Source organism: Amycolatopsis sp. ATCC 39116 (assembly GCF_000231075.2).
In the GTDB taxonomy this organism is placed as follows: Bacteria; Actinomycetota; Actinomycetes; order Mycobacteriales; family Pseudonocardiaceae; genus Amycolatopsis_E; species Amycolatopsis_E tucumanensis.
In genome coordinates this window covers 300,394-323,780 of the sequence record NZ_AFWY03000001.1, presented here as the reverse complement: position 1 = coordinate 323,780, position 23,387 = coordinate 300,394, and the positions used below count along the sequence as shown (strand labels likewise).

The window sequence follows — 23,387 nt, the reverse complement described above, 5'->3', positions numbered from 1 at the left end:
GCGAGCGTCGCGGGGGCCCGGGATCCACAACGCCGGCGTCTACACCGGCGCGCGCATCCTGCCCGTGAACTGGGCGGGCCGGCGCGCGACAGCGTCCTATTCGGACGGCAAGTTGTTCGTGACGGCGCTGGCGTTCGCGGTCGCCCGGCTGTGGCCCGGCGTGTCCGCGGCGGCTACTGGTACCACCAGCAGCCGCGTGAGCCGCACGCCGCCGCCGGGGACGAGCGGTTCCAGGACGAGCTCCTGTCCGAGCTCGCGGCCTTCACCGGGACCCGCCTGGCGTAGGGCTACCCCGCCCGCCCCAGCGCCCGCTCCGCGCGGTCGATCTCGTCGAGCTGCTCGAGGATCTCGCCGGGGGAGGACTCGCCGACGACCTTCTGCAGCAGCGGCGTGTGGTCGAGGACGAGGTCGCGCAGGGCACGCAGCGGGCGCGGCGCGTGGTGGAACACCTTGCCCAGCAGCCACGCCTGCTGCGACTGCCGCGCCGTGTGCGGTTTGCGCGGCGCCTCGAACGCCTCCAGCGCGCGGCGCACCGCGGCGAAGTCCGACAGGTCGATCCCGGCCAGCCTGCGGCCGAGGAAGTAACCGTCCTCAATGGCCATTCCCGCGCCGTAGGCGGCGTAGGGCGAAGTCGGGTGCGCCGCGTCGCCGACGAGGGTGGCGCGGCCGCGTGACCACTGCTTCAGCGGCTTGCGATCGCGCAGGACCCAGCGCTGCAGGTTCTCCGGTGGCGTGGCGGCGATCAGGCGCGGCAGCGGATCGGCGAACCCGGCCGCCAGTGCGGTGGCCGTGGCATGCGGGTCCCCGGTGAACTCGGCCGCCGCGTCGTGCGCGGTGAGCACCCACCACTGGAACCCGTCGCGGCCCTGGTGCCGGATCGAGGTCCAGCTGCCTTGCACGGTGCGGTCGTGGGACACCACGCACAGCCCGCGCTCAGCGGTTGCGTCGAAGGTGTAGCCGCCGAAGATGTGCAGGTGGTGCTCCCGCTTCGGCGACTCACCCCACAGGGTGCGCCGGACCAGCGAGTCGATCCCGTCCGCGCCGACCACCACGTCGGCCTCCAACACCTCACCATCGGCCAGCGTCAGTGAGATCCCGTTCTCGTCCTGCTCGACCGTCCGAACAGGACAGTTTACCCGCAGGACGCCGGACGGGAGCGCCGCCAGCAAGCGCTCGTACAGCGCGGGCCGGAGCAGCCCGATGAACCCGCCGCCGTAGTCGCGCACCACCTCGGCGGGCAGGTCGATCGACGCGCGGGTGCGGCCGGCGGCGGTGCGGAACTCCGAATGACACGGCGCGCCCAGGTCGGTCACGTCGACGCCGAGCAGGCCCAGCGCCTTGATGGGCGGTGGCCACAGGTTGAGGATGTTGCCCGCCGGCCGGGCCCGCGGGTAGCGCTCCAGCAGGACGACGTCGTGGCCGGCCTGGCGCACGGACAGCGCGGTCGCCATCCCGGCCGGGCCGGCGCCGATCACGGCGACGCGGTGGGTGGTCATGGTCCGGCTCCTCGTCGAGTCGAAAGTCAAACCGTAGCGATCGCTACGTTCTGTCGGAAGAATGAAGTGCGCGCTACGCTTCTGTCAAGCTCGGGAGAGGAGAACAGTGGGCAGTCCGGTGATCCGCCCGCCGCGGCAGAAGCGCACCCGGGAGGCGTGGAACCGCGTGCTCGACGCGGGTGTCGCCCTGCTGGAAGAGGGCGGCTACGAGGCCTTCACCATCGCCGCGGTCTGCGAGCGGGCGGGCGTGGCGCCGCGCGCGCTCTACGACCGGGTCGACGACAAGGACGCGCTGTTCCTGGCCGTCTACGAGCACGGCATCGCCCGGATCCGGGCCGACCAGGAGGTGTTCGCCGACGCCGGGCGCTGGGACGGGCTGACCCCCGAACGGCTCGTCCGGGACGCGGTCGGCGAGCTCGACGGGATCTTCGCCCGGCACGCGAAGTTCCTGCGGTCGGTGGTGCTCATCTCCGGCGCCGACGCCGAGATCCACCGCCGCGGCGCCCGGTACAGCCGGGAGGTCGGGGAGCGGTTCGCCGAGGTCGTGCTGCGCGCACCCGTGACGCACCCGGACCCGCCCGCGGCGGTCCGGCTGGTGTTCACGATGTTGTTCTCGACGATGGTGGTGCGGACGGCCTACGGGCCGGAGTTCCCCGGGGGGCGGGACGGCTTGGACCTCGGCGACTTCGCCGTGCGGTACCTGCTGGGCTGAGCCGACGTTCGGGGGAAACCGGACGGTTCCGCGCCGCGCAGGGCGGCGTTGCCGCTAGCGTGATCATGCCCGCGCGAGCGAGGGGATGAGGCGATGCAGGCACCGTCGACGGTCGTGCAGCTCGCGCTGCTCGTCCTCCTCGTGCTGCCCGGCATCACCTACCAGTTCGTGCGCGAACGGCGGCGCGGGCCGGTGCCGGGGGAGCGCGACCTCGGCGAGCGGGTGCTGCGCGCGATCGTCGCCTCCATCGCCCTCGACGCCGCCTACGCGATCGTCGCCGGGCCCGCGCTCGTCCGCCTCGCGAAGGGCACCGGGCCCGGCGACTGGACCGGCTTCACCCAGCAGCCCCGCCTCGTCGGGGCGGTGGCCGTGCTCCTGTTCCTCGTCGTCCCGGCCCTTGCGGCCGCCGCCGTGTCGCTGGTGGAACGCCGCCGTCGTGGCTCGCGGTACCTGCGCACCCCCACCGCGTGGGACCACGCCTTCCAAGACCGCGAACCGTGCTTCATCCGCGTCCGCCTCAAGGACGGCAACTGGGCGGGCGGCTGGTACGGCCACCGCTCCTACGCCTCCTCCTACCCGCACCCGCCCGAGCTGTACCTCGAATCCGCGCGCGTGATGGGCCCGGACGGCACCTTCGGCGCACGTGTCCAGGGGACGGCGGGCCTGCGCCTGCGGGCGGAGGACTTCGACGTGCTGGAGTTCGTCGAACCGGACCAGGGGAAGGAGCAGTGATGGAGCACGAACTCACGCCCGAAGAGCTGGAGATCCTGCGCACGAGCGTGCCGCGCGGCTACACGCCCAAGCGCGAGGTCACCGAACCCGACGAGCCGCCCGCCGGATCCGCGGGCACCTCGCAGGCCGCCGAGGACTGACCCGTGACCGACTGGGGGAAGCGGTTCTGGGACGCCTACCGGGTGGCGCGGCACAGCCCGGACCCGGCCTCGGTCCAGACCGCGATCGAGTGCGGCCGCAAGGCGCTCGCGACCGAGCACGGCGACGAGCGCACCACCTACCTGTCCAACATGGGCGGCCTGCTGCAAACCCGGTTCCACCAGACCGGCGACCTGACCTACCTGCAGGAAGCCGTGGATGGGCTGATGGAGGCGATCCTGCTGTCTGCGGGCAGCCCGGCCGAGGAAGCCTCCTACGCCAACAACCTCGGCATCGTGATGCACACGGCGTTCCAGCACAACCAGAACCTGGACACGCTGGACCAGGCAGTGTGGTGGAGCCGTCGCGCCGTCGACGGCGCGACGCCCGAGGACAAGGCCGACTACCAGGACAACCTCGTCGTCGCGCTGCTGACGGTCTTCACCGCCACCGGCGACGAGGCCGCGCTGCGGGAAGGCATCGAGCAGGCCCGGGACGCGGTGCGCAACTCGCCCGACGACGACCTCGCCGGCCGCAGCCTGCACTTCCTCGCGGTCCTGCTCCGCCGCTGGTTCACGCACACCGGCGATCCCGCGGTCCTGCCCGAAGCCCTCGACGCGGCGCGGCGCGGCGTCGAGCTCAGCCCGCCCGGCTCGGCCGAGCAGCTGGACCGGCTGGCGTTCCACTGCCAGCTCCTCGACGACCGCCACCGACTCACGGGCGCCCGGGACGACCTGGCCGAGCTGCTCGAAGCCCGCACGACCCTGCTCGCGCTCACCCCGCCCGGCGACCCGAGGTACTCGCGGTTCTCCACGAACCTGCTGTTCACGCAACGCGAATGGACCGCGCTCACCGGCGAACCCGCCGAACCGGCGAGCGGAAGCCTGGCCGAGCGCGCCGGGGTGGAGGCGGAGACGTGCGGAAAGCTCGCCGCCGGGTTCACCCGGATCCGCGACCCGGAACTGCTGGAACGCGCCATCCGGCACGGCCGCGCCGCGATCGCCGCCACCCCGGCCGGGCACCCGCACCGGGCCGAGCGGCTGGACCACCTAGCCGCGGCGCTGGCCCAGCGCGGCGAGGCGTTCGGCGACCTGGACGCGCTCACCGAATCCGCGGCGCTGCAACGGGAAGCGGTCCGCTGCGCGCGGCCAGGGGACCCGCGGCGGCCCCAGTACCCGGGCAACCTTGTCGTCACCCTGAACGCGTTGTTCGCCGCCACCGGCGAGCTCGCACCGCTGACCGAGGCGATCGACGTGGCCCGCGAAACCGCCGCCACCACCGCCGGGCACCCCGACCACCCGGTGGTCCTCGCCAACCTCGCCGCGACCCTGCACCACCGCTTCCGCGTCACCGGCGAGCTGGACGTGCTGACCGAGGCGATCGACACCGCGCGGGAATCGGTCCGCCTCGGCGCCGGGCGCGTCGCGGGGCACGCCAACCACCTCGGCAACCTCGCCACCATGCTGTCCGACTGGTTCGAGCGGACCGGCCGGGCCGAAGCGCTCGACGAGGCGATCCGCGTCCACCGCGCCGCCGTCGACGCCACCGCTGTGGACGACCCCGACCGGGCGCTGCGCCTGGCGAACCTGGGCGGCGTCCTGGGCACCGCCTACGCCCGGTTCGGCGACCAGAACGCCTTGCGCGACGCGATCGCCGCCCGCCGTGCGTCGGTGGCCGCGGCCGCCGACGGCAGCCCGGAGCGCGCCGGTTACGTGTCCGGCCTCGCCGCTGCGCTGCACGACTGGTTCGCCCGCCCCGGCGCGGGCGAGGAGGACCCGGCGATCCTCGACGAGGCCGTCGCGCTCGCCCGCGAAGCCGTGCGGGCGCGGGGGAGCGGGTCGTTCTCGCGGGCGACCACGTTGACCACGCTCGCGGACGCGCTGCGGCTGCGGTTCCGCCGGTTCGGCGACCGCGACGCGCTCGCCGAGGCGCTCGACGTGTACCGCGAGGCCGCGCTGTCCGCCGGATCGCCGACGGTCGGACGGGTGGGGGCCGCCGACCGGTGGGGCGAGCTGGCCGCCGAGGGCGGGTTGCCCGCCTCCGCGGCCGAGGGCTACGCCGTCGCGGTCGGGCTGCTGCCCCAGCTCGCCGGCCGCCGCCTGGACTGGGGCGACGCGCAGTACTGGCTGGGCCGTTTCGCCGGGCTCGCCGCGGACGCGGCCGCCTGCGCGCTCGACGCGGGCGATCCGGAGGGCGCGGTGATCATGCTGGAATCCGGCCGCTGTGTGCTGGCGGCCCAGGCGCTCGACAGCCGCGGCGACCTGACCGAGCTGCGCGAGCGGGCTCCCGAGCTGGCGGCGGAGTTCGAAGCGCTCGGCGCTGAATTCGAAACCGACACCAGCCGGGATCGCCTCGCGCTCGCCGGGGAACTGGAGGAGCTGGCCGCGCGGATCCGGGAACTGCCCGGGCTGGACCGGTTCCTCCGGCCGCCGTCGCTCGCCGACCTGACCGCGCAGGCGCACGAGGGCCCGGTCGTCTACGTGAACGTGAGCGGCTACCGGTGCGACGCGGTGATCCTCACCCCGGACGGCGTGCAGGTCCGGCCGCTGCCCGACTTGAGCTCAGAGGCGCTGGGGCAACGGGTGCGGGCGTTCCGTGCCGCGCTCGCCGCGGAGCCGGACGAGCGGCTGTCCGCCGAGCGCGCGATCCACGAGACGCTGGAATGGTTGTGGGACACCGTGGCGGGCCCCGTGCTGGACTCGCTCGGGGCGGCGTCGCGGATCTGGTGGGCGCCGGTCGGGGTGCTCAGCCTGCTGCCGCTGCACGCCGCCGGTCATCACCGCGACGGCGGCCCCACGGTGGTGGACAGGGTGATCTCGTCGGTGACGCCGACGGTCCGGGCGCTGGCTCACGCGCGGACGCAGCGGCAGGGGAGCGGCGACCGGCTGCTGGTGGTGGCGATGCCGTCCACACCGGACGGTCCCGACCTGCCCGGCGCCCAGGCCGAAGCGGATTTCCTCGCCCGCGTGGCCGGCGCCACGGTGCTGACCGGCCCCGGCGCCACCCGGGACGCTGTGCTGGACGCGCTGCCGAGCGCCGGCTGGGTGCACTTCGCCTGCCACGGCTACAGCGACCCGGCCAACCCGTCGGACAGCCACCTGGTGCTGCACGATCAGGCGTTGCGGGTGGTCGACGTGTCCCACCTGCGCCTGCCCGGCGCCCGGTTCGCCTACCTGTCGGCCTGTGACACGGCCCGCACGACGGAAACCCTGTCCGACGAGGCGATCCACCCGGCGGCGGCGTTCCAGATCGCCGGGTTCGCGCAGGTGGTGGGCACACTGTGGCGGGTCGACGACGCCGTCGCGCCGTCGCTGACGCAGCAGATCTACACGGATTTGTTGTCGTCCGGAGCCGGCACCGCGGCCGCGGCGGTGCACCGGACGATCCGCGCCCTGCGGGACCGCTACCCGAACCTCCCGTCCCTCTGGGCAGCCCACGTCCACTTCGGCGCCTGACAGCAAACGATCTTGATACCAGACTGGTATCATGGACAGCATGGCGATGACGCTGCGCTTGACGGAGGAGCAGGAGCGCGCGCTCGCGATGCTCGCGGAGGCTCAAGGCGTGAGCAAGCACGAGGCAGTGGTGCGTGCTATTGGTGAAGCCGCGGCGCGCCGGGTTCGGGATGATCGGGTGCGCGCCCTGTCCGAGGAGGGACGAAGCCGGTACGCCTCGCTGCTCGACCGGCTGGCCCAGTGAGGATCGACTACCTCGATCTGGAGGACCTGCTCGCTCTCGCATCGGATCTGGGAGTGCCGAAGGTGCGGGATGCGGGCCTGCTGGACTCCGTGGCGCACCGCCCGAAGGTGTCGGTGATGGGGCAGGACGCCTACCCCGGCCTCCATGAGAAGGCTGCGGTCCTGCTCGAGTCGAGCGTGCGCCACCATCCGCTGATCGATGGCAACAAGCGGCTTGGCTGGATGGCCGTCTTCGTGTTCTACGGTCTGAACGGTCTCGATCTCGATGCGCCCGAGGACGAGGCGTACGACCTCGTCATCGGGGTTTCCACGGGTGCGGTCCAGTATGCGGAGGCCGCGGAGCGGTTGGCCCGATGGACCCGGCCTGACCTCGCTCCGCCGCGTGGTCCCGCCGACTTCCGCTTCGAAACCTGACTGCGGTTCGCGGAACCTGGTCGACCGCCCCGTGCGCCGCGCACCCGCCTCGGTGTGCGGCGCACAGGCCTGGATGATCAGTCCGGCTTGATGCGGATTCCGCAGGCGTACACCCACATGTGCTCGTCCTCCTCCCCCTTCTCGCCACGCGGCGGCAGGACCCGGACCACCCAGCCGCGCCAGCCCTCGGTCGATTTGTTCTTGCAGACGCCGCGCGAAGAGAGCGGCATGTACCGGTGGCTGTTCGGGGCGTTTTCGGCGCATTCCCAGCCGCCCCCGGTGAGGGTGTACCCCTCGTCGACGAACACCGTCTCGTCCTGATCGAACTTGCCCCGCTTCCAGTGTCGCGGCGTTCTGGCCGCCCAGCAGGCGTGTCCCTGATCCCGCGCCCCGGTTGCGAAATCGCCGATGATCATGAGCAACCCGCCTGGCATGTGTGTATAGTGTGTGTATGGCGAGGCTGAACGTCTATGTGCCCGATGAGCTGGCCGCACGCGCCAAGGCTGCGGACCTGAACGTGTCCGCGCTGGTGCAGGCGGCGATCGCGGACGAGCTGCAACGTCGTGCCATGGACGCCTGGCTGGACGCCCTCCCGTCGCCGCGGCGAACAGTCTCGCACGAGGCTGCTGTCGAGGCTTTGGACGGCGCTCGCGCGGAGCTGGCCGGTGCCGAGGATGAGTGACGCGCCGGCGGAGATCGCGGTCCTGGACGCGTCGGTGCTCGTGGACCTGCTGGCAGGCACCGACTACGCGGCCGCCGCGAAGAAGCGGCTCGCCGGTACCGTCCTGCACGCGCCGGCGCACCTGGATGCCGAGGTCCTGTCCGCGTTGGGGCGACTGGAGCGTGCCGGCGAGCTGCCTGCTTCCGAGGTCGACGTGGCGCTGAACGCGTTGGCCACGATCCCCGTCACGCGGCATCCGGTCGTCGAACTCGCCGCCGGCGCCTGGGCGCGCCGGGCGGATCTCCGACTCGCTGATGCGCTCTACGTCGAGCTCGCCGCGCGCCTGCACGCGCGGGTTCTCACCACCGATCAGCGTCTCGCCCGGGCGACCTCCCTGGCCGAAGGGATCAGCCGGTAGTCGACGCGTCAAGGGGCTGAGCCGGCTCGACCCCCGCCAACCGTCCTCGACGGCTACGCGCCGACAAAGCGTCCTGGCGTTCTAGACGTTCGTCGGGCAAGCCCCGGTCGCCACGGTGATCGGGGCCTCCTCGTAGGCCTGCACCGGTGTCGTGCAGCCGGTGGGCACCAGGTGGTCGTCCTGCTGCACATACGTCATCCAGTACAGCGGGGCGAGCGCGAAGCTGGGCTCGTACGTGCTCTGTCGCACCGCGGCGTCCGGCACACCGTCGGCGTTGAGGTCCCGCACGTCGGCCGCCACGCCTTCCACCGCGGTGTCCACCGTGATCTTCGTGTCGAGCCGCAGCGCCGCGACGGCCGCGGAGTGCGCGCCGAACTCGAACGCGACGGCGCACCGCCCCGCGCCGCAGAGCCCGGCCGTCACCCGCTCGTAGGGTTGCCCGTCGCTGCCACGGACCTGTGTCGTGTCGACCAGGCTCGCGCCGTCCCAGTACGCCAGCACGTTGCCGCCGACTCCGTGCAGCCCGTCGAGCCGGTGCCCGTCGGGCAGCGCGGCGGAGAACATCGTCTCGCAACCCTGTTCGCAGCCCGGCACCACCGGCGGCGGCCCGGCAACCTGTGGCGCCGCAGGCCTCGTCATCTCCGCGGCCGACGGGATTGCCAGCGTCAAGACGCCCAGCAAGGCCAGCATGCAGCGGCGAAGCCCCCTCTTCATGTGCTCCATTGTGACCCGCTCCGGACGGGCGCTGCATGGCGGTGCGGTGGCGGACCCGGCCGGCTTCTACGCGACGCCGGGGAACTGTCCGGATCGGCTGGTCCTGACACCGCAAGACGACCAGCAGCATCCCGGCCAAGTGGACGGCGCGGGTCCACATCGGACAGTGGTCGTGCGCGCCGAGCCCCGATGTGACGTGCCGGCTATGGGCAAGGTCCGGGGCACTCGAGCACGCCGCCGACGGCACCACCGTGCGGCGCGCCGCTGTGCGCCCGTGTGATCGGCGTGGCGGACCGGCGCAGCTCACCGTTGACTCTGCTCTCATCTTGTGGCAATACTATCCGCATAACGGTAGGACTTACCACTGTGTGGAAATCTGCAAGGAGGCAGAATGCGGATGTCGGTGCTGGGGCTCGGCGAGGCCGGGACGCTCTACGCGGCCGGCCTTGTCGCGCGCGGCTGGAACGTGGTGGGGTACGACCCCGCCGACAACGCGACGCCGGCGGGCGTGCAACGCGCGGACACTCCGGAGGCGGCGGTCCGTGACGCGGACGTGGTGCTGAGCCTGGTCGGCGGGCGCGCCGCGGTCGAAGCCGCGGAGTCGGTCGCGCGGTTCCTGCCGCCCGCGGCCGTGTACGTGGACATGAACGCGGCCGCGCCCGAGGTCAAGCGCACGATCGCGAATACGGTGGGCGAGAGCCGGTTCGCCGACGTGGCGGTGATCGGGTCGGTGCCCGCCCACGGCGCCGCCACCCCGGTGATCATCAGCGGTCACGCCTCCGCCCGGGCCGCCACGACCTTCGAGCAGCTGGGTGCGCGCGTGGACGACATCGGGGGAGCACCCGGCGCGGCGTCCGGCCGGAAGTTGCTGCGCAGCACCTTCATGAAGGGCCTGGGCGCGCTGATCGTGGAGTCGGTCCTGGCGGGTCGCGCGGCGGGCGCGGAGGACTGGGTGCGTGAGCAGATGGCCCGCGAACTGTCCGGCGGAGACGCGGCGGTGAACCGGCTGCACGACGGCACGCTCAAACACGCCGCCCGGCGCGCTGGTGAAGCCGACGCTGCCGCGGCACTGCTCGATTCACTCGGGGTGCTGCCGGTGATGACCCGGGCCACCGCGGAGGTGCACCGTGGCCGCGCGGACGCCGCGCTCGCGCCCGCCGAGGACCTGTGGCCGGAGTTCGAGGGACTCGCCGTCGCCAACATCGGCGACGCGCGCGATCGTATGGGCATGCTCGACGGCGGAATACACGCGCTGTGGAAGGGCGCCCGCGTAGTCGGCCGCGCCCGCACGGTGTGGGTGCCCCACGGCGACAACTTGGCCCTGCACCGGGCGATCGCCTGTTCACGGCCGGGTGACGTGCTGGTCGTCAACGGTGGCGGCGACACCAGCCGGGCGCTGCTGGGCGAGCTGATGGCCGAGCGCGCCAAGCGCCGCGGGGTCCGGGGCATCGTGGCCGACGGGGTGCTGCGCGACGTGAGCGAACTGGAGAAGATCGGCTTCCCGGCGTGGGCCCGCGGTGCCTGCCCGGCCGGGCCGTACAAGAACGGCCCTGGCCAGGTGGACGTGCCGGTCGCGGTCGGCGGGGTGGTCGTGCGGCCCGGCGACGTGGTCGTCGGCGACGACGACGGTGTCATCGTGATCCCGGCGGCCGAGGCCGCGGCCAGCCTGCTCGGGGGCCGCGCCGTGGAAGCCGACGAGGCGCAGCGCCGCGCCGCGATCCTCGCCGGGACGGCGTGATGACCGGGGTGTGGGCTCTGCTCGCGTTCGTCGCGGTCATCATCGTGTGGAACGCGGTGTTCAAGCGCAACATCGGTGAGGCGATGATCCTCGGGTTCGTGGCCGTGTGCGGCTTCGCGGTGTTCGGCGGCACCGAGGACGGCGGATCCGCGTGGTCGGCCATCCAGCACGCCGTGGTCGACTCGATGCAGGAGGAGGTCACCTTCGCCGGGCTGGCCTTCGTGTTCATGTCCTACCTGCTCGCCAAGACCCCGGTGCTGGACAAGCTGATCGACCTGCTCAACTCCGTCCTGGGCCGGCTGCGTGGCGGCCCGGTCTACACGGCCACCGTCGCCGGCGGCATCTTCGGCGCGATCGCCCACGTCGGCGCCGCGGTCACGGCGGCGGTCGGCTCGGTCACCGTGCCGTGGATGAAACGGTCCGGCGTCAAGCCCGAACTGGCCGCCACCGTGGTCGCCGGTGGCGCCGGGATGGGCGTGACGTTCCCGTTCTCGGCCACCATGTTCATCCTCGTCGGCGGGCTCGCCGCGCAGGGGATCATGCAGGCCGACGAGATCGTCAAACCCCTCGCCATCGCCGGGCTGTGGTGCCTGGGCTACCGGATCGTGCTGTCGTGGTTCCTGATCCGGCGCAACGGCATCGAACCGATCGCCGAGAGCGACCGGATCCCGTTCGGCCGCAGCCTGCGTTCCGGCTGGACCTCGTTGCTGCTGTTCCTGCCGATCCTCGTCCCGCTGTTGCTCACCCGCGGCCCGGTCGCCGAAGCGCTGGGCACGTACTCCGGCGTCGGCGAGGCCCTGAAGAAGCCCGTCGCGCTCGCCGACGGCACCAAACTGCCCGCGCAGCCCTACTCGATGCCGGACGTGATCAGCCTGATCACCTGGATCCCGGTGCTGATGATCGCGCTGGTGCTGTTCCTCGGCCGCAAGCACCTGCCCCGCACCGCCTCCGGGTGGTGGTCGGTGATCGGCAAGGCGGCGCCGTCGTTCGGCGTCATCGGCATCACCATCGTCGCCGCGTTCTCCGCGTCCAACGTCCTGGCCGACCTCGGCCTCGCCGGGCAGCTGGAGACCGTGCTGGCCGGGCTCGACGCGCCCGCGTGGATCATGGCGATCGCGATCGGCGTGATCATCGTGGCCATCGCGATCCCGCTCACCGCGAGCGCGACGATGGCCGCGGTGGGGCCCGTCGCGGTGGCCGCCCTGGTCGGCGCCGGCGTTCCCGCGCCGATCGCCGCCGCCGCGGTCCTGATCTTCGCCTCGACCGAGGGAGCCTCTCCGCCCTCCGGCGCGCCGATCTACGTCGCGGCCGGCATCGCCAGGGTCGACCCGGTCAAGACCTTCCTGCCCCTGCTCAAGTACTACTGCCTGCCCATCCTCGCCCTCGGCGTCGGCATCGCCGTCGGTGTGCTCCCCGTCTGACGCCGAAACCGAAGGAACAGACCCATGAGTTCAACGATGAACCAGATCACCTCCCGTCCGAACCGGACAGTCCGGATCGCCACCTTCCTCTTCGCCCTCACCGTCGTGTTCTTCCTCCTCGCCGGACTGGCGATCGTCGTCGGGCAGATCGCGACCCTCGCCGCAGGCGAAGCCACCGCCGCCCGCCACTGGGCCGCGGCCGTCGCTCCCTACGCGTTCGGGGGCGCCTCCGTCGCCGGGTTGCTGTCCTTCGCCCTCTCCTACCGCAAGCAGGACCCCGACCGTGACTGACAACCGCATGGACGTGCCCACGTACGCGCAGCTGCGTGGGCACGTCCCGCCCGGCTCGAGCTGGGGCGTCTTCGAGCACGATCCCGAACGCGGGATGGCCAACTTCGCCGGTCCCGCGCAGGTGCTCGACGCGCTCGCCTGCGTCAGCCGCGGTGCGGTCTTCAGCCTCGACCACGCCCTCGACGCGTTCGACCCGCCGATGGCGCGTGCGCGGAAAGCGCCGCGCCACGAGCTGCTGTCGGCGCACGCCGAGGCTCGCGATGACGTGCTGCGCGAGTTCTACTTGCAGGCCACATCGCAGGTCGACGGTCTGCGGCACCGGCGCGCGTCCGGGTACGGCTTCTACAACGGGGTGCCCGATGACGAAATCCGGGCGGGGCGGCCGGCGCTCGGTGTTCAGCGCTGGGCCGAGAAGCCGATCGTCGGACGTGGCCTGCTCATCGACGTGGCCGGGCTTCTCGCCGCGGAGGGTGCGCCGCTGGACCACCGGCGTGGTCCCGCGCTGGACGTGGACGTCCTCGACCGCGCGCTGCGGGCCCAGGGCGAACGCGTGCGTCCGGGGGACCTCGTGCTGGTCCACACCGGGTGGGCGCGGTGGTTCCTCGACGCCGGGCCCGCCCTGCGTGCCGAAGTCCGCGAGGCCCGCCGCGCCACCGGCTTCCGGCAGACCCATGACCTGCCGGAGTGGCTGTGGGACCACCAGGTCGCGTTGTTCGCCACCGACACCTTCGCCGTCGAAGTCCTGCCGGTCGCCGCCGACACCTACCTGGCCGGCGCGCCCGAGGACGCGGGCATGATGCACCAGGAGCTCATCGCCAAGCTCGGCGTGCCCCTCGGGGAGCTGTGGAACCTCACCGACCTGGTGGCGGACAGCCGGGTCCACGGGAGGTGGGACGCGCTCGTCACCGTCAAGCCCCTGCACCTCGTCGGAGGGGTCGGCTCGCCACCCAACGCCACCGCACTCCGGTGACTGTGCTCACTGTGTGGGAAGATGTGGCTCATGGCCGAGCCGGACAAGCCCGCGACGAGCATGCGCTCGCTCGAGCGGGCCATCGACATCCTCGAGGTCATCGACTCCAGCCAGCACGCCCTGCGGCTGACCGAGATCGCCCGGCGGGCCGGGCTGCCGGTCGCCACCACCCAGCGCATTCTCGGGGTGCTCGAGGCGCGCGGCCGCGTCGAACGGGATGCGAACGGTTACCGGCCCGGGGTCGCCCTGATCTTCGGAGCTCACGCCTACCTCACGACGAGTCCGCTGCTGACCGCCGCCCGCCCGATCCTGCACGACCTCGCCGCCGCGACCGGCCTGACGGCGTCCCTGTTCAAGCGGATCGGCTGGTCCCGCGTGGTGCTCGCCCGCGTCGACGGCGCCAGCCCGCTGCGCTACGAACTGCCCATCGGGGAACGGCTGCCCCTGCACCTCGGCGCGGGCAAGGCCCTCACCGCCCAGTTGGACGACACTGAGCTGACCGAGTTCCTCGAGCAGCTCGGGGACCCGGGCCGCGGCCCCCTCGATCGCGACGACTTCCTGGCCGAGATGAAGACCATCCGGGACCGCGGATACTCCCAGGCTCGCGGTGAGCGCGAACCCGGGATGGCGTCGGTCGCCGCCGCCGTACCCGACCCGGCGGGCGCCACCGCCGCGGTCCAGGTGACCGGAACCTTCGCCGACATCCCCGAAGACCGTGTCCCCGAGCTCGGTGTGGAACTCCAGCGCGCGGCGCTCGCGATCTCGCGCCGCGTCTCCTGAGCCGGCAGCACGCCTCCGGCTCGCCAGCCTTTTGGGTCGCCGCGCACATGCCTTCAAGGCAGGGGAGCGGGCGCTCGGTCGCGGATCACGGCTTTCAACGCGTGCACGACGGTGGCGACGGCGGGGTGGCCGGCCGTGCCGCGGCGGCGGCTGACCGAGATCCGCCGCGTGCCGTGGGCCACCGAACCGGCGACCAGGTGGGACAGTTCGCGCGGCACGGCCAGCCGCGGCACGATGGTGACCCCCGCGCCGGCCTCGACCAGGCGCGCCATGTCACCGAAGTTGTCGATCCGGTGGGCGATCTCGGGTGTGAAGCCGGCGGCCCGGCAGTTGTGCAGCAGCGAGTCGATCGACGGGGCGCCCTCCGCGGCCGCAATCCAGTCGGCGTCGGCCCCGGCTGGGCTGATAGAACCGCATCACCCGGGACGCGCCGCGCTGCCCGTCTCGCCGTCGCCGCTCCAGTCCGCATAGGACTCCCACGCACCCAGCGTCAGCTTGCTTTCGAAGTGGCGCCGCTCGCCCGTGATGGGGTCGCTGAACTCCAGCGTCTTGGCCAGCAGCTGCAGCGGGCGGCGGAAGTCGTCGAGTGGGGCGTCGACGACGGTGGGGTAGAAGCGGTCGCCCAGGATCGGGATCCCGAGGTGGTTCATGTGCACCCGGAGCTGGTGGGTGCGCCCGGTCGCGGGCACCAGCCGGTAGCGGCCGCGGCCGTCCGCGTGCTCGAGCAGTTCGACGCGGGTCTCGGCGTTGACCGGTCCGTCGACTTCGCGCGCGGTGAGGCTCCCGCGGTCCTTGACGATCCGGCTTCGCACCGTGACGGGGAGGTCCAGGTGAGGGTCGTGGCGCGCGACCGCCTCGTACTCCTTGCTGACGCGACGGTCCCGGAACAGGGTCTGGTACCGGCCGCGGTACTCGCGCCGCGTGACGAACAGGAGCAGCCCGGCCGTGGCGCGGTCCAGCCGGTGCGCCGGGCTCAGCTCCGGTAGCCCGAGGTCGCGCCGCAGCCGGACGAGTGCGGTCTCCAGCACGTGCTGTCCCCGCGGAATCGTGGCCAGGAAGTGCGGCTTGTCGGCCACGACGAGGTGCTCGTCGCGGTGCACGACGCCGATCGGGAACGGCACCGGCACCTCGTCGGGCAGGTCGCGGTGGAACCACACGAACCCACCGGGCTGGAACGAGGTGTCGGCGGTGACCGGGCCGTTCTCGCCGGCGATCCGCCCCTCGGCGAGCATCTCGTCGAGCCGTCCCGCGGGCAGGCGGCTGAGGCGCTCGGCGAGGTGGTCGCGAATCGTGGTCCACGGCCCCTCGGCGGGCAGCTTCAGCCGCGCCGGGTCGAGCCCGTGGCGCTGCGGAAGCGGAGCCGGCCTGCGTGACACGGGTGGACCCTACCGGCGCCCCCGGGAGGTGCACCGGCACTATTGACAAAAACTTCTTTTACATAAAGACTCATTTTTGCCATGAGAGATGTCGTCTACCTCGATCAGATCGAGCAGGCCGAGGCCCTGCTCAAGCCGCAGCGCATCGAAGTGCTGCGGCGACTCGCCGAGCCCCGGTCGTGCACCGAGGTCGCCCTCGAGCTCGACCAGACCCCGCAGCGGGTCTACTACCACGTCAAGCGCCTGCTGGACGCCGGCCTCGCGCGTCAGGTGGCCCAGCGCCGGGTCCGCGGGATCCACGAGGGGATCTACCAGGCGGCGGGCCGGTCCTACTGGCTGTCGCCGGCCCTGGTGGGCCGCATCGGGCTGCGGCAGACCCGCGACCGGCTCAGCCTGGGCTACCTGGTCGACCTGATGGAGGACGTGCAGGCGGACATCGCCGCGCTCGACCTCACCCGCCCGGACCTGCCGTCGATCGGCGTGTCCGGCGACATCCGGGTGCGCCCGGAGCAACGCAAGGCGTTCCTCGACGAGCTGCAGCAGACACTGCAGGACCTGTTCACCCGCTACGGCGGGGCCGACGGCGACGCGTTCCGGCTGGCCGTCGCCTGCTATCCCAGAGGAGAACCCGATGACCGAACCTGACCTGCTCCTGACCGCGATCGTGCCGACCCCGCTGAAGGAGACCTACCAGGCGCTGACCGATCCGGCCGCGCTGCGCGTCTGGCTCGCCGAGCACGCCGAGGTCGAATTGCCTGGCAGATACGAGTTCTGGGGCCGCTACACGCCGGACGGGGCCGAGCCGCACCAGCGCGTGCTGCACGTGGACGAGCGCACCATCCGGTTCGCGTGGACCGTGGACGGGGTGGAGGCCACCGTCCAGTTCGAGCTGGCCGAGGACGAGGACGGCACCCTGGTCACGCTCACCCACAGCGACCTGCCCAGCTTCGAGTCGGTGATCGCGGACCAGGCCGGCGCCCGTGGCGCGCTGCAGACGTTCTGGTCGCTGGCGATCGCCAACCTGGCCGACTACCTGGCCGGCCGTGAGCTCACCCCGATGGTCGACTTCACCTCCGGCGAACTGCGCGCGTCGGTCGTCATCGACGCGGCCCCGGAGGAGGTGTTCGACTCGATGATCCAGCCGGAGGTGTTCCGCAAGTGGTTCGGCGCCAAGGTGGACATCGAGCCCCGGCTGGGCGGCCGCTTCGCGATGGGCGGGTTCGAACTGGACCCCGGCGGGGCCAAGTTCGTGGAGTTCGAACCGGGCCGCAAGGCCGCCCTGCTGTTCGCCGACGGCGAGACCACCAGCTGGGAGCTGGAAGGCTCCGGCGGCAAGACCCGGCTCACCATGTGGCACAGCGGCTTCGACCCGGACAACCCGCCCTACGCCGCCTGGGGCGGCTGGCTCGGCGGCATCGCCGGGCTCCGGCGCTACCACGAACTCCCGGGCCGGCACTCGATCTGGCGCCGGACCGAGATCGCCGGCGTCCCCGAGGGCATGCTGACGATCGACCAGTGAGACGAGTGCCCCGGAACCCGTTCCGGGGCACTCTCCGCCGGCGACCGTCTCAAGGGGACAGTTCCTCGAGCACCTGGCCCTTGGTTTCGACGGCGTGCCGGATGGTGATCACGCCGCCGATCAGGGCGACCACGGCGAAGGCGGCGAAGACGTAGCGGATGCCCAGTCCGGCGACGACGAAGCCGACGAGCAGCGGGCCGGCGGAGGAGGCGGCGCGCAGCCACGCGCTGCCGAAGCCGGTGCCCACGGCGCGCAGGCGGGTGGGGTAGAGCTCGGCGGAGTAGAGGTAGAGGGAGAACGCGATCGTCTGCAGGATGGCGTAGGCGATCGGGGCGAGGATCACCACCTGCGTGGCGGTCGTGGCGCCGAGGGCGGTGAGCACCACGAGTGGCACGGTGGCGGCCAGGAACGCGATGGCGTACCAGCGTTTACGGCCGACCTTGTCGATGTAGAGCGCGCACAGGATGGAGGCGACGACACCGACGGCGGAGGTGATCCAGCCGTAGAGCAGGCTGGTCTGCAGGGGCAGGTCGAACACCTGCCGGTAGAGCGTGGGCAGCCAGGTCACCAGTCCGTTGTTGATGACGTAGACGGTGATCCACAGCGCCCACAGCATCAGCGTGCGCTTGAGGTAGATGCCGCGGAACAGGTCGCGCCAGCCCGAGCCGGTGGCGGGTGCGGTGACCGGGCGGGGGACCGGGTCGGGCAGCGGTTTGCCTTCCTTGACGGCCTCCCGTTCGAGCATGGTGACGACCTTGTCGGCGCGGTCGAACTTGCCCTTGGCGGCGAGCCAGCGCGGGGATTCGGGCATGAACACCCGCAGCGGGATCATCAGCACGGCGGGGACGAGCCCGACGACGAACAGGGCGCGCCAGCCGAACTCCGGCACCAGGAAGTAGCCGGCGAGCCCGGCGAAGAGCAGGCCGACCGGGAAGATGACCTCGTAGAGCAGGAAGAACCGGCCGCGTTTGCGGGCGCCGACGAACTCGTTGATGTAGGCGCTGGCCACCGGCACCTCGCCACCGGTGCCGATGCCCTGCAGGAAGCGGAACACCAGCATCGAGGCGCCGCTCCAGGCGAACAGGCACGCGATGTCCATCGACACGAACAGCACGATGGTGATGAGCAGGGTGCGCAGGCGGCCGATGCGTTCGGCGAGCCAGCCGAACAGGATCGCGCCGGCGAACTGGCCGACGTATCCCGCGGAGAGGATCATGCCCACCCACGCGGGGGTGAGGTGCCATTCGGTGACCAGCTTGGGCATCGCGAAGGCGATGACCAGCACGGTGTAGGCGTCGAAGAAGGTGGCGGTGCCGATGATGATGCGGATCATCAGGAGCCGGCGGGTGACCGGTAGCCGCTCGAGCCGCGCCACCAGCGCGGCGTTGGCCTTGGCGGCCGCCTCGGGGCTGCCGGCAGCGAAAGTCGTCATGGGTTTCGTTTCCTCGCCCTCCGCCGCGGTGCGGAGTCGTGGGGACAACATTGTCGCCGGTCCCGGCGGCGGGGCCGCCGCCGGGACGCGAGTGGGGCTCAGACGAGTTCGGCGCTCTTGAGCGCCTGCACGATCTCCTCTTCGGCCTCGGGGGAGAGGTCGATCAGCGGGGAGCGGACGCCGGCGTGCTCGAGGATGCCGCGCGCCTTGAGACCGAGCTTGAGGGCGACGGTGCCCTCCATGTGCGAGCCGCGGTGGTAGACGGCCTTGGTGACCGGCAGCAGGCGGTCGTGCACGGCACGGGCGGCGGGGTAGTCGCGGGCCTTGCCCGCGGCGATGAGCTCCAGCAGGGGCTCGGGGGCGAGGCCGCCGTAGCCGACGAGCAGGCCGTCGACGTCGAACATGGTGTGCAGCAGGTACTCGTCGTGGCAGGACAGGATCTGCAGGTCCGGGTGCTCGCGGCGGAGCGCCGGGATCTCGGTGTCCCAGCGGCGCATGTTGCGCACGCCGTTCTTGGTGGCGAACACGCCGTCCTGCGCGGCGATCTCGAGCTGGGTGTCCAGGTCGTAGGTGGCCTTGGTGTTGTCCGGGTACTGGAACAGGATGCAGGGCAGGCCGGACTCCTCGTAGATCGCCCGGTAGCGGTCCTGCGGCGCGCCTGCCTGGTAGCCGAAGCGCAGCCAGCCGTGTGAGGGGTAGATCAGCCCGGCCTTGGCGCCTGCCGCGACGGCGCGTTTGGCCTCGGCGACCGCGACCGCGGTGCCCTCGCCGGTGATCCCGGCGATGACCGGGATGTCCACGGCTTCGGCCAGGTTGGCGATGGTCGCGACCTGCTCCTCCTGGGTGAGGAAGGTGCCCTCGCCCGCGTGGCCGAGGATCACCAGGCTCTTCACGCCGTCGTGCCCGGCCAGCCAGGTGCCCAGCTTCGCCATCGCGGCGTGGTCGACCTCGCCGTCCGGCGTGAACGGGGTGACCGGCGCGGGGTTGAGGCCACGGAGGTCCAGTGTCATCTCGAAGTGCTCCTTCTCATCAGGTCCGGGAACGGTTGCGGGAACGTTCCCATAGAATGCGTCACGTGCCTCCCGCCGTCAACGGTGAGTCCGGAAAGTCCTCGCCGACCAGTAGCCTTGCCCCCGTGGTGACCATCCTCGACGTTGCCCGGGCCGCCGGGGTCAGCAAGTCCACCGTGTCCCGCGTCCTGGACGAGCGGCTGCCGCGCTCCAGCAGCCCCACCGCCGAACGGGTGCGGCGGGTGGCCGCCGAGCTCGGCTACGTGCGCGACCCGCTGGCCTCCGGGCTGCGCCGGTCGGGCACCAACACGGTGGGTGTGATCGTGCCGCGGCTCACCGACACCGTGATGGCGATGCTCTACGAGGAGATCGCCGCCGCCGCGGGGAGCCGGGGGATGTTCGCGATCGTCGCCACCACCGAGGACAAGCCCGACACCGAACGGCTCGCCGTGCAGACCCTGGTGCGCCGTCGCGTCGACGGGCTGATCCTCACCACCGCGCGGCTGGGCACCCCCACCGCCCGCGACGTGCCGCACGCGCTGGCCCTGCGCACCGACGGCATCGGCCCGGCCGCCGTCGGCGACGACCGGCTCGGGGCGCACCTGGCCGTCCGGCACCTGCTCGACCTCGGGCACCGGCGCATCGGGCTGGTCGGCGGTCCCGGCTACGCGTCCAGCGCCCAGGAACGGCTCGCCGGCTACCGCGAAGCCCTCGACCAGGCCGGGATCGGCTTCGACGACCGGCTGGTCGCCGGGGACGCCTTCTCCATCGAATCCGGGGAGATCGCCGGGCGCGACCTGCTGGACCGGCCGGACCGGCCGACCGCGATCTTCGCCGTCAACGACAACACCGCCATCGGCGTGATGGCCGCCGCCCACGCGCTCGGGCTGCGCGTGCCCGAGGACCTGTCGATCGTGGGCTACAACGACATCCCCATCGTCAGCCGCCTGCCCGTGCCGCTGACCACCGTGCGCGTCCCGTTCGGACAGATCGCGGCCGGCGCGCTGGACCTGCTCACGGAAGCCACCCGCGGCGAGCAGCCCCGCACGCTCGTCGCCACACCCACCCTCATCCCACGCCGCTCCACCGGGCCAGCGCGCGCGTGACGGACTCCGAGCTAGCGGAGCAGGTAGTGCAGTGCCCGTTCGGCGCGGTCCGGGTCCGGGGGTTCGCCGGTGATCGCGTCGGTGTAGACGAACGATTCGCCGACGCGGACACACAGGTAGGCCAGGTCGTGCAGGTCGATGTCCACCACGGACAGAGCACCTGCCTCGCGCTCCTTGTTCAGCAGCGTCTCGACCAGTGCGACGAGCCGGGGCTGGAAAGTGTGCCCGCCGCGGGTGAGGACGCGCAGCGCCGTTTCGGTTTCGGTGGTGAGGAAGTGCCGCATCCCGGCATGCGCGAGCGTTTGCCGGACGAACGCCGACATGGCGTTCGCGATGCGCGTGCCCCCGGCCCCGTCCGCCGAGGCGTACGCGTCGAGCATCGTCCGTTCGCCGAGCCGCCACACCACCTCGGCGAGGATCGCGTCCCGGTCGCCGAGCCAGCGGTAGACGGTCACCCGGTTGACGCCGAGCGCCTTGGCGAGGTCGTTGACCTCCACCCGCTGCCGCGCGTTGAACGTCCGCACTGCCAGGTGCAGGGCGCCCTCGCGATCGGGCCGGCTCGTCGGTGCCGTCATGGGCAGCGGGCGGTGACGTAGCAGGCGAGTGCGGGTTCGGACGGCACCCGGTGCGCGGCGACCGTCAGTTGCGCCGAGACCTGCGCGGTCAGCGTCGCGAAGGTGAGCGGGCCGGTCACCGGGTGCGCGCCGGGCATCAGCAGGCGGCCGCAGACCGACCGCTCGATCCGGGCGGGGTCCGCCGGGCCGGGGTGGGTCAGCGCGTCGATCGCCAGCGCGGACGTGACGGGGTCCAGGGTGCCGATGAGCAGGTGTTCGGGGACGGCCAGCGGGCAGACCTCCTGCACGGCGATGTTGGTGATGTTCCCGCCGCCCCCGTGCAGGGAGGAGGTGCCGGTGTCGTCCAGGTTGGGCTGCACGAACTCGTCCGTGCGCGAATAGATCTCGGTGTAGCTGATGCCGGGGAAGGTCTCCTGGCCGGAGTTGAGTGCCTGCACGAACTCCGAGCTCGCTCGCTGCTGCCACAGCGCCGGCGCGCAGTCGGGGACACACAACGCGGGGACGACCACCGAGCCGTGGTTGGTGCCCGCCATCCCGATCACGTCGTCGACCATGTGCCGCGTGTCGGGCCAGAACCGCAGCGACCAGCGCATGATCATCCCGCCCTGGCTGTGTCCCATCACGGCGATGGGGCGCCCGGCGAGCTTGTACATCTCCCGGATGGCGTAGGTGACGTACTGGGCCCGTACCTGCATGTCGCCCATGTTGTAGCGATCCACCGGCGAATCCGACGTGCAGTACGGGATGCCGAGCCGGCGTAACAGCCGCTCGTAGGTGAAGCCGAAGTTCTGTTCGCTGTCGACGGTCGTGGCGGGCGTGAGCAGGACCGGTTCGCGCGTGGCGTTGCGGACGTCGGCGGTGCAGTCGAGGCTGTCGGCCAGGCGGGGCGCGGTCAACTCCGGTCCTGGCCGGTCCACCGGCGCGTAGGTGTCGGCCCTGGCAACGCCACTCCAGCCGGTGACGGCGAGGAGGGTCGCGGCGGCGACGGCGAGCAGGCGGTGCCGAATCGGGCTGCGCATGGGACTTCCTTCCGGCCGGTGCCGCCTCGTCGCGACGCCGGATGCAACTGAAACACGAAATGTTGCATCCGGCAAGACGGCGGGATCGACGGTCGTCGGGAACCCGTCGGGGCGCTCGCGCGTTGACAGTACCTACGGGACCGTAAGTTACGGATTCGTAGGTTCCTGCCCCGGATCCCGAAGGACGTGCGCATGACGCTTCCCGACACCACCCGCCTGATGTACGAGCTCGAGGGGACGGTCGAAGAGAACCTCAACCGCCACCTCGCGGCGGCCCAGGACTGGATGCCGCACGAGTTCGTGCCGTGGAGCGAGGGCCGGAACTTCGCGGATCTGGGCGGCGAGGCGTGGGACCCGGAGCAGTCGCGGGTGTCGCCGGTGGCGCGGACCGCCCTCGAGGTCAACCTGCTGACCGAGGACAACCTGCCCAGCTACCACCGGGAGATCGAGCGCGCGTTCGGCCGGGACGGGGCGTGGGGGACCTGGGTGCACCGCTGGACCGCGGAGGAGGGCAGGCACGGCATCTGCATCCGCGACTACCTCCTGGTGACGCGCGCGGTCGACCCGGTCGAGCTGGAGCGCATGCGCATGGAGACCATGCAGGCGGGCTACGACAGCGGGGACAAGCCGCTGCTGCGGGTGTGCGCCTACGTGTCGTTCCAGGAGCTCGCGACGCGGCTGTCGCACCGCAACACCGGCCGCTACACCCAGGACCCGCTCGCGGAGAAACTGCTGGCCCGGGTCTCCACGGACGAGAACCTGCACATGGTGTTCTACCGTAACCTGGTCAAGGCGGCGCTGGAGATCACGCCGGACGTGATGATGCGCGCCATCACCGACGAGGTGCTCGACTTCGCGATGCCCGGCGCGGTCATCCCGAGCTTCGTGCGCAAGGCCGCGCTGATCGCCAAGGCCGGGATCTACGACCTGCGCATCCACCACGACGACGTGGTGATGCCGCTGCTGCGGTACTGGAAGGTCTTCGAGCTGGAAGGCCTGGGCCAGGTAGGCGAGACCGCCCGCGACGAGCTCGCGGCATTCCTCAAGGGACTCGACGCGCAGGCCTCGCGCTTCGAGGACCGCCGAGCAGCCGCACTCGCCCGCGACGCCGCGCGGGACCGCCCGGGGTGCTGAAGGGGGCCGTTGTCAGCGCTTGTCCCCGGTCGA

The 23,387-nt window shown here is 72.0% G+C and carries 27 protein-coding genes; 18 read left to right on the top strand and 9 right to left on the bottom strand.

Features of this window, described 5'->3' with window-relative positions; all coding sequences use genetic code 11:
• The first annotated feature begins 150 nt into the window (after positions 1–150).
• Positions 151–285: a hypothetical protein gene (locus AMY39116_RS47780; RefSeq protein WP_020415989.1), complete on the top strand. Its 135-nt coding sequence runs from the start codon at positions 151–153 to the stop codon at positions 283–285.
• A 2-nt stretch (positions 286–287) separates the two neighbouring features.
• Here AMY39116_RS47780 and AMY39116_RS0301710 read toward each other — a convergent pair whose 3' ends face one another.
• Positions 288–1,496, bottom strand: a complete 1,209-nt coding sequence (locus AMY39116_RS0301710; protein WP_020415988.1) for an NAD(P)/FAD-dependent oxidoreductase — start codon at positions 1,494–1,496, stop codon at positions 288–290.
• Positions 1,497–1,602: 106 nt separating this feature from the next.
• Between AMY39116_RS0301710 and AMY39116_RS0301705 the strand changes: the two genes are divergently transcribed.
• The 6 genes from AMY39116_RS0301705 to AMY39116_RS0301680 all read left to right on the top strand — a co-directional run bounded on the left by AMY39116_RS0301705 (position 1,603) and on the right by AMY39116_RS0301680 (position 7,190).
• A complete protein-coding gene (locus tag AMY39116_RS0301705; RefSeq protein WP_020415987.1) occupies positions 1,603–2,208 on the top strand; it encodes a TetR/AcrR family transcriptional regulator in 606 nt (201 codons plus the stop codon).
• A 93-nt stretch (positions 2,209–2,301) separates the two neighbouring features.
• A complete protein-coding gene (locus AMY39116_RS0301700) occupies positions 2,302–2,940 on the top strand; it encodes a DUF6338 family protein (RefSeq protein WP_020415986.1) in 639 nt (212 codons plus the stop codon).
• On the top strand, positions 2,940–3,080 hold the full coding sequence (locus AMY39116_RS46545) for a hypothetical protein (RefSeq protein WP_020415985.1): 141 nt from the start codon (positions 2,940–2,942) through the stop codon (positions 3,078–3,080). The genes AMY39116_RS0301700 and AMY39116_RS46545 overlap by 1 nt, the downstream gene beginning before the upstream one ends.
• A gap of 3 nt (positions 3,081–3,083) precedes the next feature.
• Positions 3,084–6,533, top strand: a complete 3,450-nt coding sequence (locus AMY39116_RS0301690; RefSeq protein WP_020415984.1) for a CHAT domain-containing protein — start codon at positions 3,084–3,086, stop codon at positions 6,531–6,533.
• Positions 6,534–6,573: 40 nt separating this feature from the next.
• Positions 6,574–6,777 (top strand): CopG family transcriptional regulator, encoded by a 204-nt coding sequence (locus AMY39116_RS0301685; protein ID WP_027935544.1) that lies wholly within the window; start codon positions 6,574–6,576, stop codon positions 6,775–6,777.
• On the top strand, positions 6,774–7,190 hold the full coding sequence (locus AMY39116_RS0301680) for a type II toxin-antitoxin system death-on-curing family toxin (protein WP_020415982.1): 417 nt from the start codon (positions 6,774–6,776) through the stop codon (positions 7,188–7,190). The genes AMY39116_RS0301685 and AMY39116_RS0301680 overlap by 4 nt, the downstream gene beginning before the upstream one ends.
• A gap of 77 nt (positions 7,191–7,267) precedes the next feature.
• Here the strand turns inward: AMY39116_RS0301680 and AMY39116_RS0301675 are convergent, their stop codons facing one another.
• Positions 7,268–7,624, bottom strand: a complete 357-nt coding sequence (locus AMY39116_RS0301675) for a hypothetical protein (RefSeq protein ID WP_157358361.1) — start codon at positions 7,622–7,624, stop codon at positions 7,268–7,270.
• Positions 7,625–7,641: 17 nt separating this feature from the next.
• Here AMY39116_RS0301675 and AMY39116_RS0301670 point away from each other — a divergent pair, with 17 nt between their 5' ends.
• Both AMY39116_RS0301670 and AMY39116_RS0301665 read left to right on the top strand, forming a co-directional pair.
• Positions 7,642–7,872, top strand: a complete 231-nt coding sequence (locus AMY39116_RS0301670; RefSeq protein WP_020415980.1) for a type II toxin-antitoxin system CcdA family antitoxin — start codon at positions 7,642–7,644, stop codon at positions 7,870–7,872.
• Positions 7,865–8,269 carry a type II toxin-antitoxin system VapC family toxin gene (locus tag AMY39116_RS0301665; protein ID WP_020415979.1) on the top strand — a complete coding sequence of 135 codons (405 nt, stop codon included), beginning with the start codon at positions 7,865–7,867 and terminating at the stop codon, positions 8,267–8,269. The genes AMY39116_RS0301670 and AMY39116_RS0301665 overlap by 8 nt, the downstream gene beginning before the upstream one ends.
• Positions 8,270–8,350: 81 nt before the next feature.
• Here the strand turns inward: AMY39116_RS0301665 and AMY39116_RS0301660 are convergent, their stop codons facing one another.
• The gene (locus AMY39116_RS0301660) at positions 8,351–8,983 is read right to left on the bottom strand and encodes a hypothetical protein (protein WP_235716030.1); all 633 of its coding nucleotides are present in this window, start codon (positions 8,981–8,983) and stop codon (positions 8,351–8,353) included.
• Positions 8,984–9,374: 391 nt separating this feature from the next.
• Here AMY39116_RS0301660 and AMY39116_RS0301655 point away from each other — a divergent pair, with 391 nt between their 5' ends.
• From AMY39116_RS0301655 to AMY39116_RS0301635, 5 genes are read left to right on the top strand one after another with little or no spacing between them, the layout of a single operon-like run.
• Positions 9,375–10,721, top strand: coding sequence for a DUF1932 domain-containing protein (locus AMY39116_RS0301655; RefSeq protein ID WP_020415977.1), 1,347 nt, complete (start codon positions 9,375–9,377; stop codon positions 10,719–10,721).
• Positions 10,721–12,142, top strand: coding sequence for a TRAP transporter large permease subunit (locus AMY39116_RS0301650; protein WP_020415976.1), 1,422 nt, complete (start codon positions 10,721–10,723; stop codon positions 12,140–12,142). The genes AMY39116_RS0301655 and AMY39116_RS0301650 overlap by 1 nt, the downstream gene beginning before the upstream one ends.
• A gap of 24 nt (positions 12,143–12,166) precedes the next feature.
• Positions 12,167–12,433, top strand: coding sequence for a hypothetical protein (locus AMY39116_RS42030; protein ID WP_148085745.1), 267 nt, complete (start codon positions 12,167–12,169; stop codon positions 12,431–12,433).
• Complete coding sequence (locus AMY39116_RS0301640; RefSeq protein ID WP_020415974.1) at positions 12,426–13,403, top strand: cyclase family protein; 978 nt, start codon at positions 12,426–12,428, stop codon at positions 13,401–13,403. The genes AMY39116_RS42030 and AMY39116_RS0301640 overlap by 8 nt, the downstream gene beginning before the upstream one ends.
• A gap of 30 nt (positions 13,404–13,433) precedes the next feature.
• Positions 13,434–14,183: an IclR family transcriptional regulator gene (locus AMY39116_RS0301635; RefSeq protein WP_027935541.1), complete on the top strand. Its 750-nt coding sequence runs from the start codon at positions 13,434–13,436 to the stop codon at positions 14,181–14,183.
• 53 nt (positions 14,184–14,236) lie between these two features.
• Here AMY39116_RS0301635 and AMY39116_RS42025 read toward each other — a convergent pair whose 3' ends face one another.
• On the bottom strand, positions 14,237–14,590 hold the full coding sequence (locus AMY39116_RS42025) for a LysR substrate-binding domain-containing protein (protein ID WP_255346829.1): 354 nt from the start codon (positions 14,588–14,590) through the stop codon (positions 14,237–14,239).
• 9 nt (positions 14,591–14,599) lie between these two features.
• Positions 14,600–15,559, bottom strand: coding sequence for an RluA family pseudouridine synthase (locus tag AMY39116_RS0301625; protein WP_020415971.1), 960 nt, complete (start codon positions 15,557–15,559; stop codon positions 14,600–14,602).
• An 81-nt stretch (positions 15,560–15,640) separates the two neighbouring features.
• On the opposite strand from AMY39116_RS0301625, the gene AMY39116_RS0301620 reads away from it, so the two are divergent.
• The gene (locus tag AMY39116_RS0301620) at positions 15,641–16,204 is read left to right on the top strand and encodes a helix-turn-helix domain-containing protein (RefSeq protein ID WP_020415970.1); all 564 of its coding nucleotides are present in this window, start codon (positions 15,641–15,643) and stop codon (positions 16,202–16,204) included.
• Positions 16,191–17,078 (top strand): SRPBCC family protein, encoded by an 888-nt coding sequence (locus tag AMY39116_RS0301615; protein WP_020415969.1) that lies wholly within the window; start codon positions 16,191–16,193, stop codon positions 17,076–17,078. Before AMY39116_RS0301620 ends, AMY39116_RS0301615 begins: the two co-directional genes overlap by 14 nt.
• A 49-nt stretch (positions 17,079–17,127) precedes the next feature.
• Here the strand turns inward: AMY39116_RS0301615 and AMY39116_RS0301610 are convergent, their stop codons facing one another.
• Both AMY39116_RS0301610 and AMY39116_RS0301605 read right to left on the bottom strand, forming a co-directional pair.
• Complete coding sequence (locus AMY39116_RS0301610; protein WP_020415968.1) at positions 17,128–18,510, bottom strand: MFS transporter; 1,383 nt, start codon at positions 18,508–18,510, stop codon at positions 17,128–17,130.
• A gap of 98 nt (positions 18,511–18,608) precedes the next feature.
• Complete coding sequence (locus AMY39116_RS0301605) at positions 18,609–19,520, bottom strand: dihydrodipicolinate synthase family protein (protein WP_020415967.1); 912 nt, start codon at positions 19,518–19,520, stop codon at positions 18,609–18,611.
• Positions 19,521–19,645: 125 nt separating this feature from the next.
• Here AMY39116_RS0301605 and AMY39116_RS0301600 point away from each other — a divergent pair, with 125 nt between their 5' ends.
• On the top strand, positions 19,646–20,626 hold the full coding sequence (locus AMY39116_RS0301600; protein ID WP_020415966.1) for a LacI family DNA-binding transcriptional regulator: 981 nt from the start codon (positions 19,646–19,648) through the stop codon (positions 20,624–20,626).
• 11 nt (positions 20,627–20,637) lie between these two features.
• Here AMY39116_RS0301600 and AMY39116_RS0301595 read toward each other — a convergent pair whose 3' ends face one another.
• Together AMY39116_RS0301595 and AMY39116_RS0301590 are read right to left on the bottom strand one after the other, a co-directional pair.
• Entirely contained in the window at positions 20,638–21,201 is a 564-nt protein-coding gene (locus AMY39116_RS0301595) for a QsdR family transcriptional regulator (RefSeq protein WP_051123453.1), read from the bottom strand.
• The gene (locus AMY39116_RS0301590; protein ID WP_020415964.1) at positions 21,198–22,220 is read right to left on the bottom strand and encodes a lipase; all 1,023 of its coding nucleotides are present in this window, start codon (positions 22,218–22,220) and stop codon (positions 21,198–21,200) included. The genes AMY39116_RS0301595 and AMY39116_RS0301590 overlap by 4 nt, the downstream gene beginning before the upstream one ends.
• A 192-nt stretch (positions 22,221–22,412) precedes the next feature.
• Between AMY39116_RS0301590 and AMY39116_RS0301585 the strand changes: the two genes are divergently transcribed.
• A complete protein-coding gene (locus AMY39116_RS0301585) occupies positions 22,413–23,354 on the top strand; it encodes an acyl-ACP desaturase (RefSeq protein ID WP_020415963.1) in 942 nt (313 codons plus the stop codon).
• Positions 23,355–23,387 lie beyond the last annotated feature (33 nt).

Excerpts from the sequence above, each read along its gene's own strand:
- AMY39116_RS0301615 (WP_020415969.1), top strand. The coding sequence starts at position 16,191 with ATGACCGAACCTGACCTGCTCCTGACCGCGATCGTGCCGACCCCGCTG.
- AMY39116_RS0301660 (WP_235716030.1), bottom strand. The coding sequence starts at position 8,983 with ATGAAGAGGGGGCTTCGCCGCTGCATGCTGGCCTTGCTGGGCGTCTTG.
- AMY39116_RS0301595 (WP_051123453.1), bottom strand. The coding sequence starts at position 21,201 with ATGACGGCACCGACGAGCCGGCCCGATCGCGAGGGCGCCCTGCACCTG.
- AMY39116_RS0301675 (WP_157358361.1), bottom strand. The coding sequence starts at position 7,624 with ATGCCAGGCGGGTTGCTCATGATCATCGGCGATTTCGCAACCGGGGCG.
- AMY39116_RS0301610 (WP_020415968.1), bottom strand. The coding sequence starts at position 18,510 with ATGACGACTTTCGCTGCCGGCAGCCCCGAGGCGGCCGCCAAGGCCAAC.
- AMY39116_RS0301700 (WP_020415986.1), top strand. The coding sequence starts at position 2,302 with ATGCAGGCACCGTCGACGGTCGTGCAGCTCGCGCTGCTCGTCCTCCTC.
- AMY39116_RS0301605 (WP_020415967.1), bottom strand. The coding sequence starts at position 19,520 with ATGACACTGGACCTCCGTGGCCTCAACCCCGCGCCGGTCACCCCGTTC.
- AMY39116_RS0301585 (WP_020415963.1), top strand. The coding sequence starts at position 22,413 with ATGACGCTTCCCGACACCACCCGCCTGATGTACGAGCTCGAGGGGACG.
- AMY39116_RS0301620 (WP_020415970.1), top strand. The coding sequence starts at position 15,641 with ATGAGAGATGTCGTCTACCTCGATCAGATCGAGCAGGCCGAGGCCCTG.
- AMY39116_RS0301590 (WP_020415964.1), bottom strand. The coding sequence starts at position 22,220 with ATGCGCAGCCCGATTCGGCACCGCCTGCTCGCCGTCGCCGCCGCGACC.
- AMY39116_RS0301665 (WP_020415979.1), top strand. The coding sequence starts at position 7,865 with ATGAGTGACGCGCCGGCGGAGATCGCGGTCCTGGACGCGTCGGTGCTC.
- AMY39116_RS0301635 (WP_027935541.1), top strand. The coding sequence starts at position 13,434 with ATGGCCGAGCCGGACAAGCCCGCGACGAGCATGCGCTCGCTCGAGCGG.
- AMY39116_RS0301685 (WP_027935544.1), top strand. The coding sequence starts at position 6,574 with ATGGCGATGACGCTGCGCTTGACGGAGGAGCAGGAGCGCGCGCTCGCG.
- AMY39116_RS0301670 (WP_020415980.1), top strand. The coding sequence starts at position 7,642 with ATGGCGAGGCTGAACGTCTATGTGCCCGATGAGCTGGCCGCACGCGCC.
- AMY39116_RS0301655 (WP_020415977.1), top strand. The coding sequence starts at position 9,375 with ATGCGGATGTCGGTGCTGGGGCTCGGCGAGGCCGGGACGCTCTACGCG.
- AMY39116_RS46545 (WP_020415985.1), top strand. The coding sequence starts at position 2,940 with ATGGAGCACGAACTCACGCCCGAAGAGCTGGAGATCCTGCGCACGAGC.
- AMY39116_RS42030 (WP_148085745.1), top strand. The coding sequence starts at position 12,167 with ATGAGTTCAACGATGAACCAGATCACCTCCCGTCCGAACCGGACAGTC.
- AMY39116_RS0301650 (WP_020415976.1), top strand. The coding sequence starts at position 10,721 with ATGACCGGGGTGTGGGCTCTGCTCGCGTTCGTCGCGGTCATCATCGTG.
- AMY39116_RS0301710 (WP_020415988.1), bottom strand. The coding sequence starts at position 1,496 with ATGACCACCCACCGCGTCGCCGTGATCGGCGCCGGCCCGGCCGGGATG.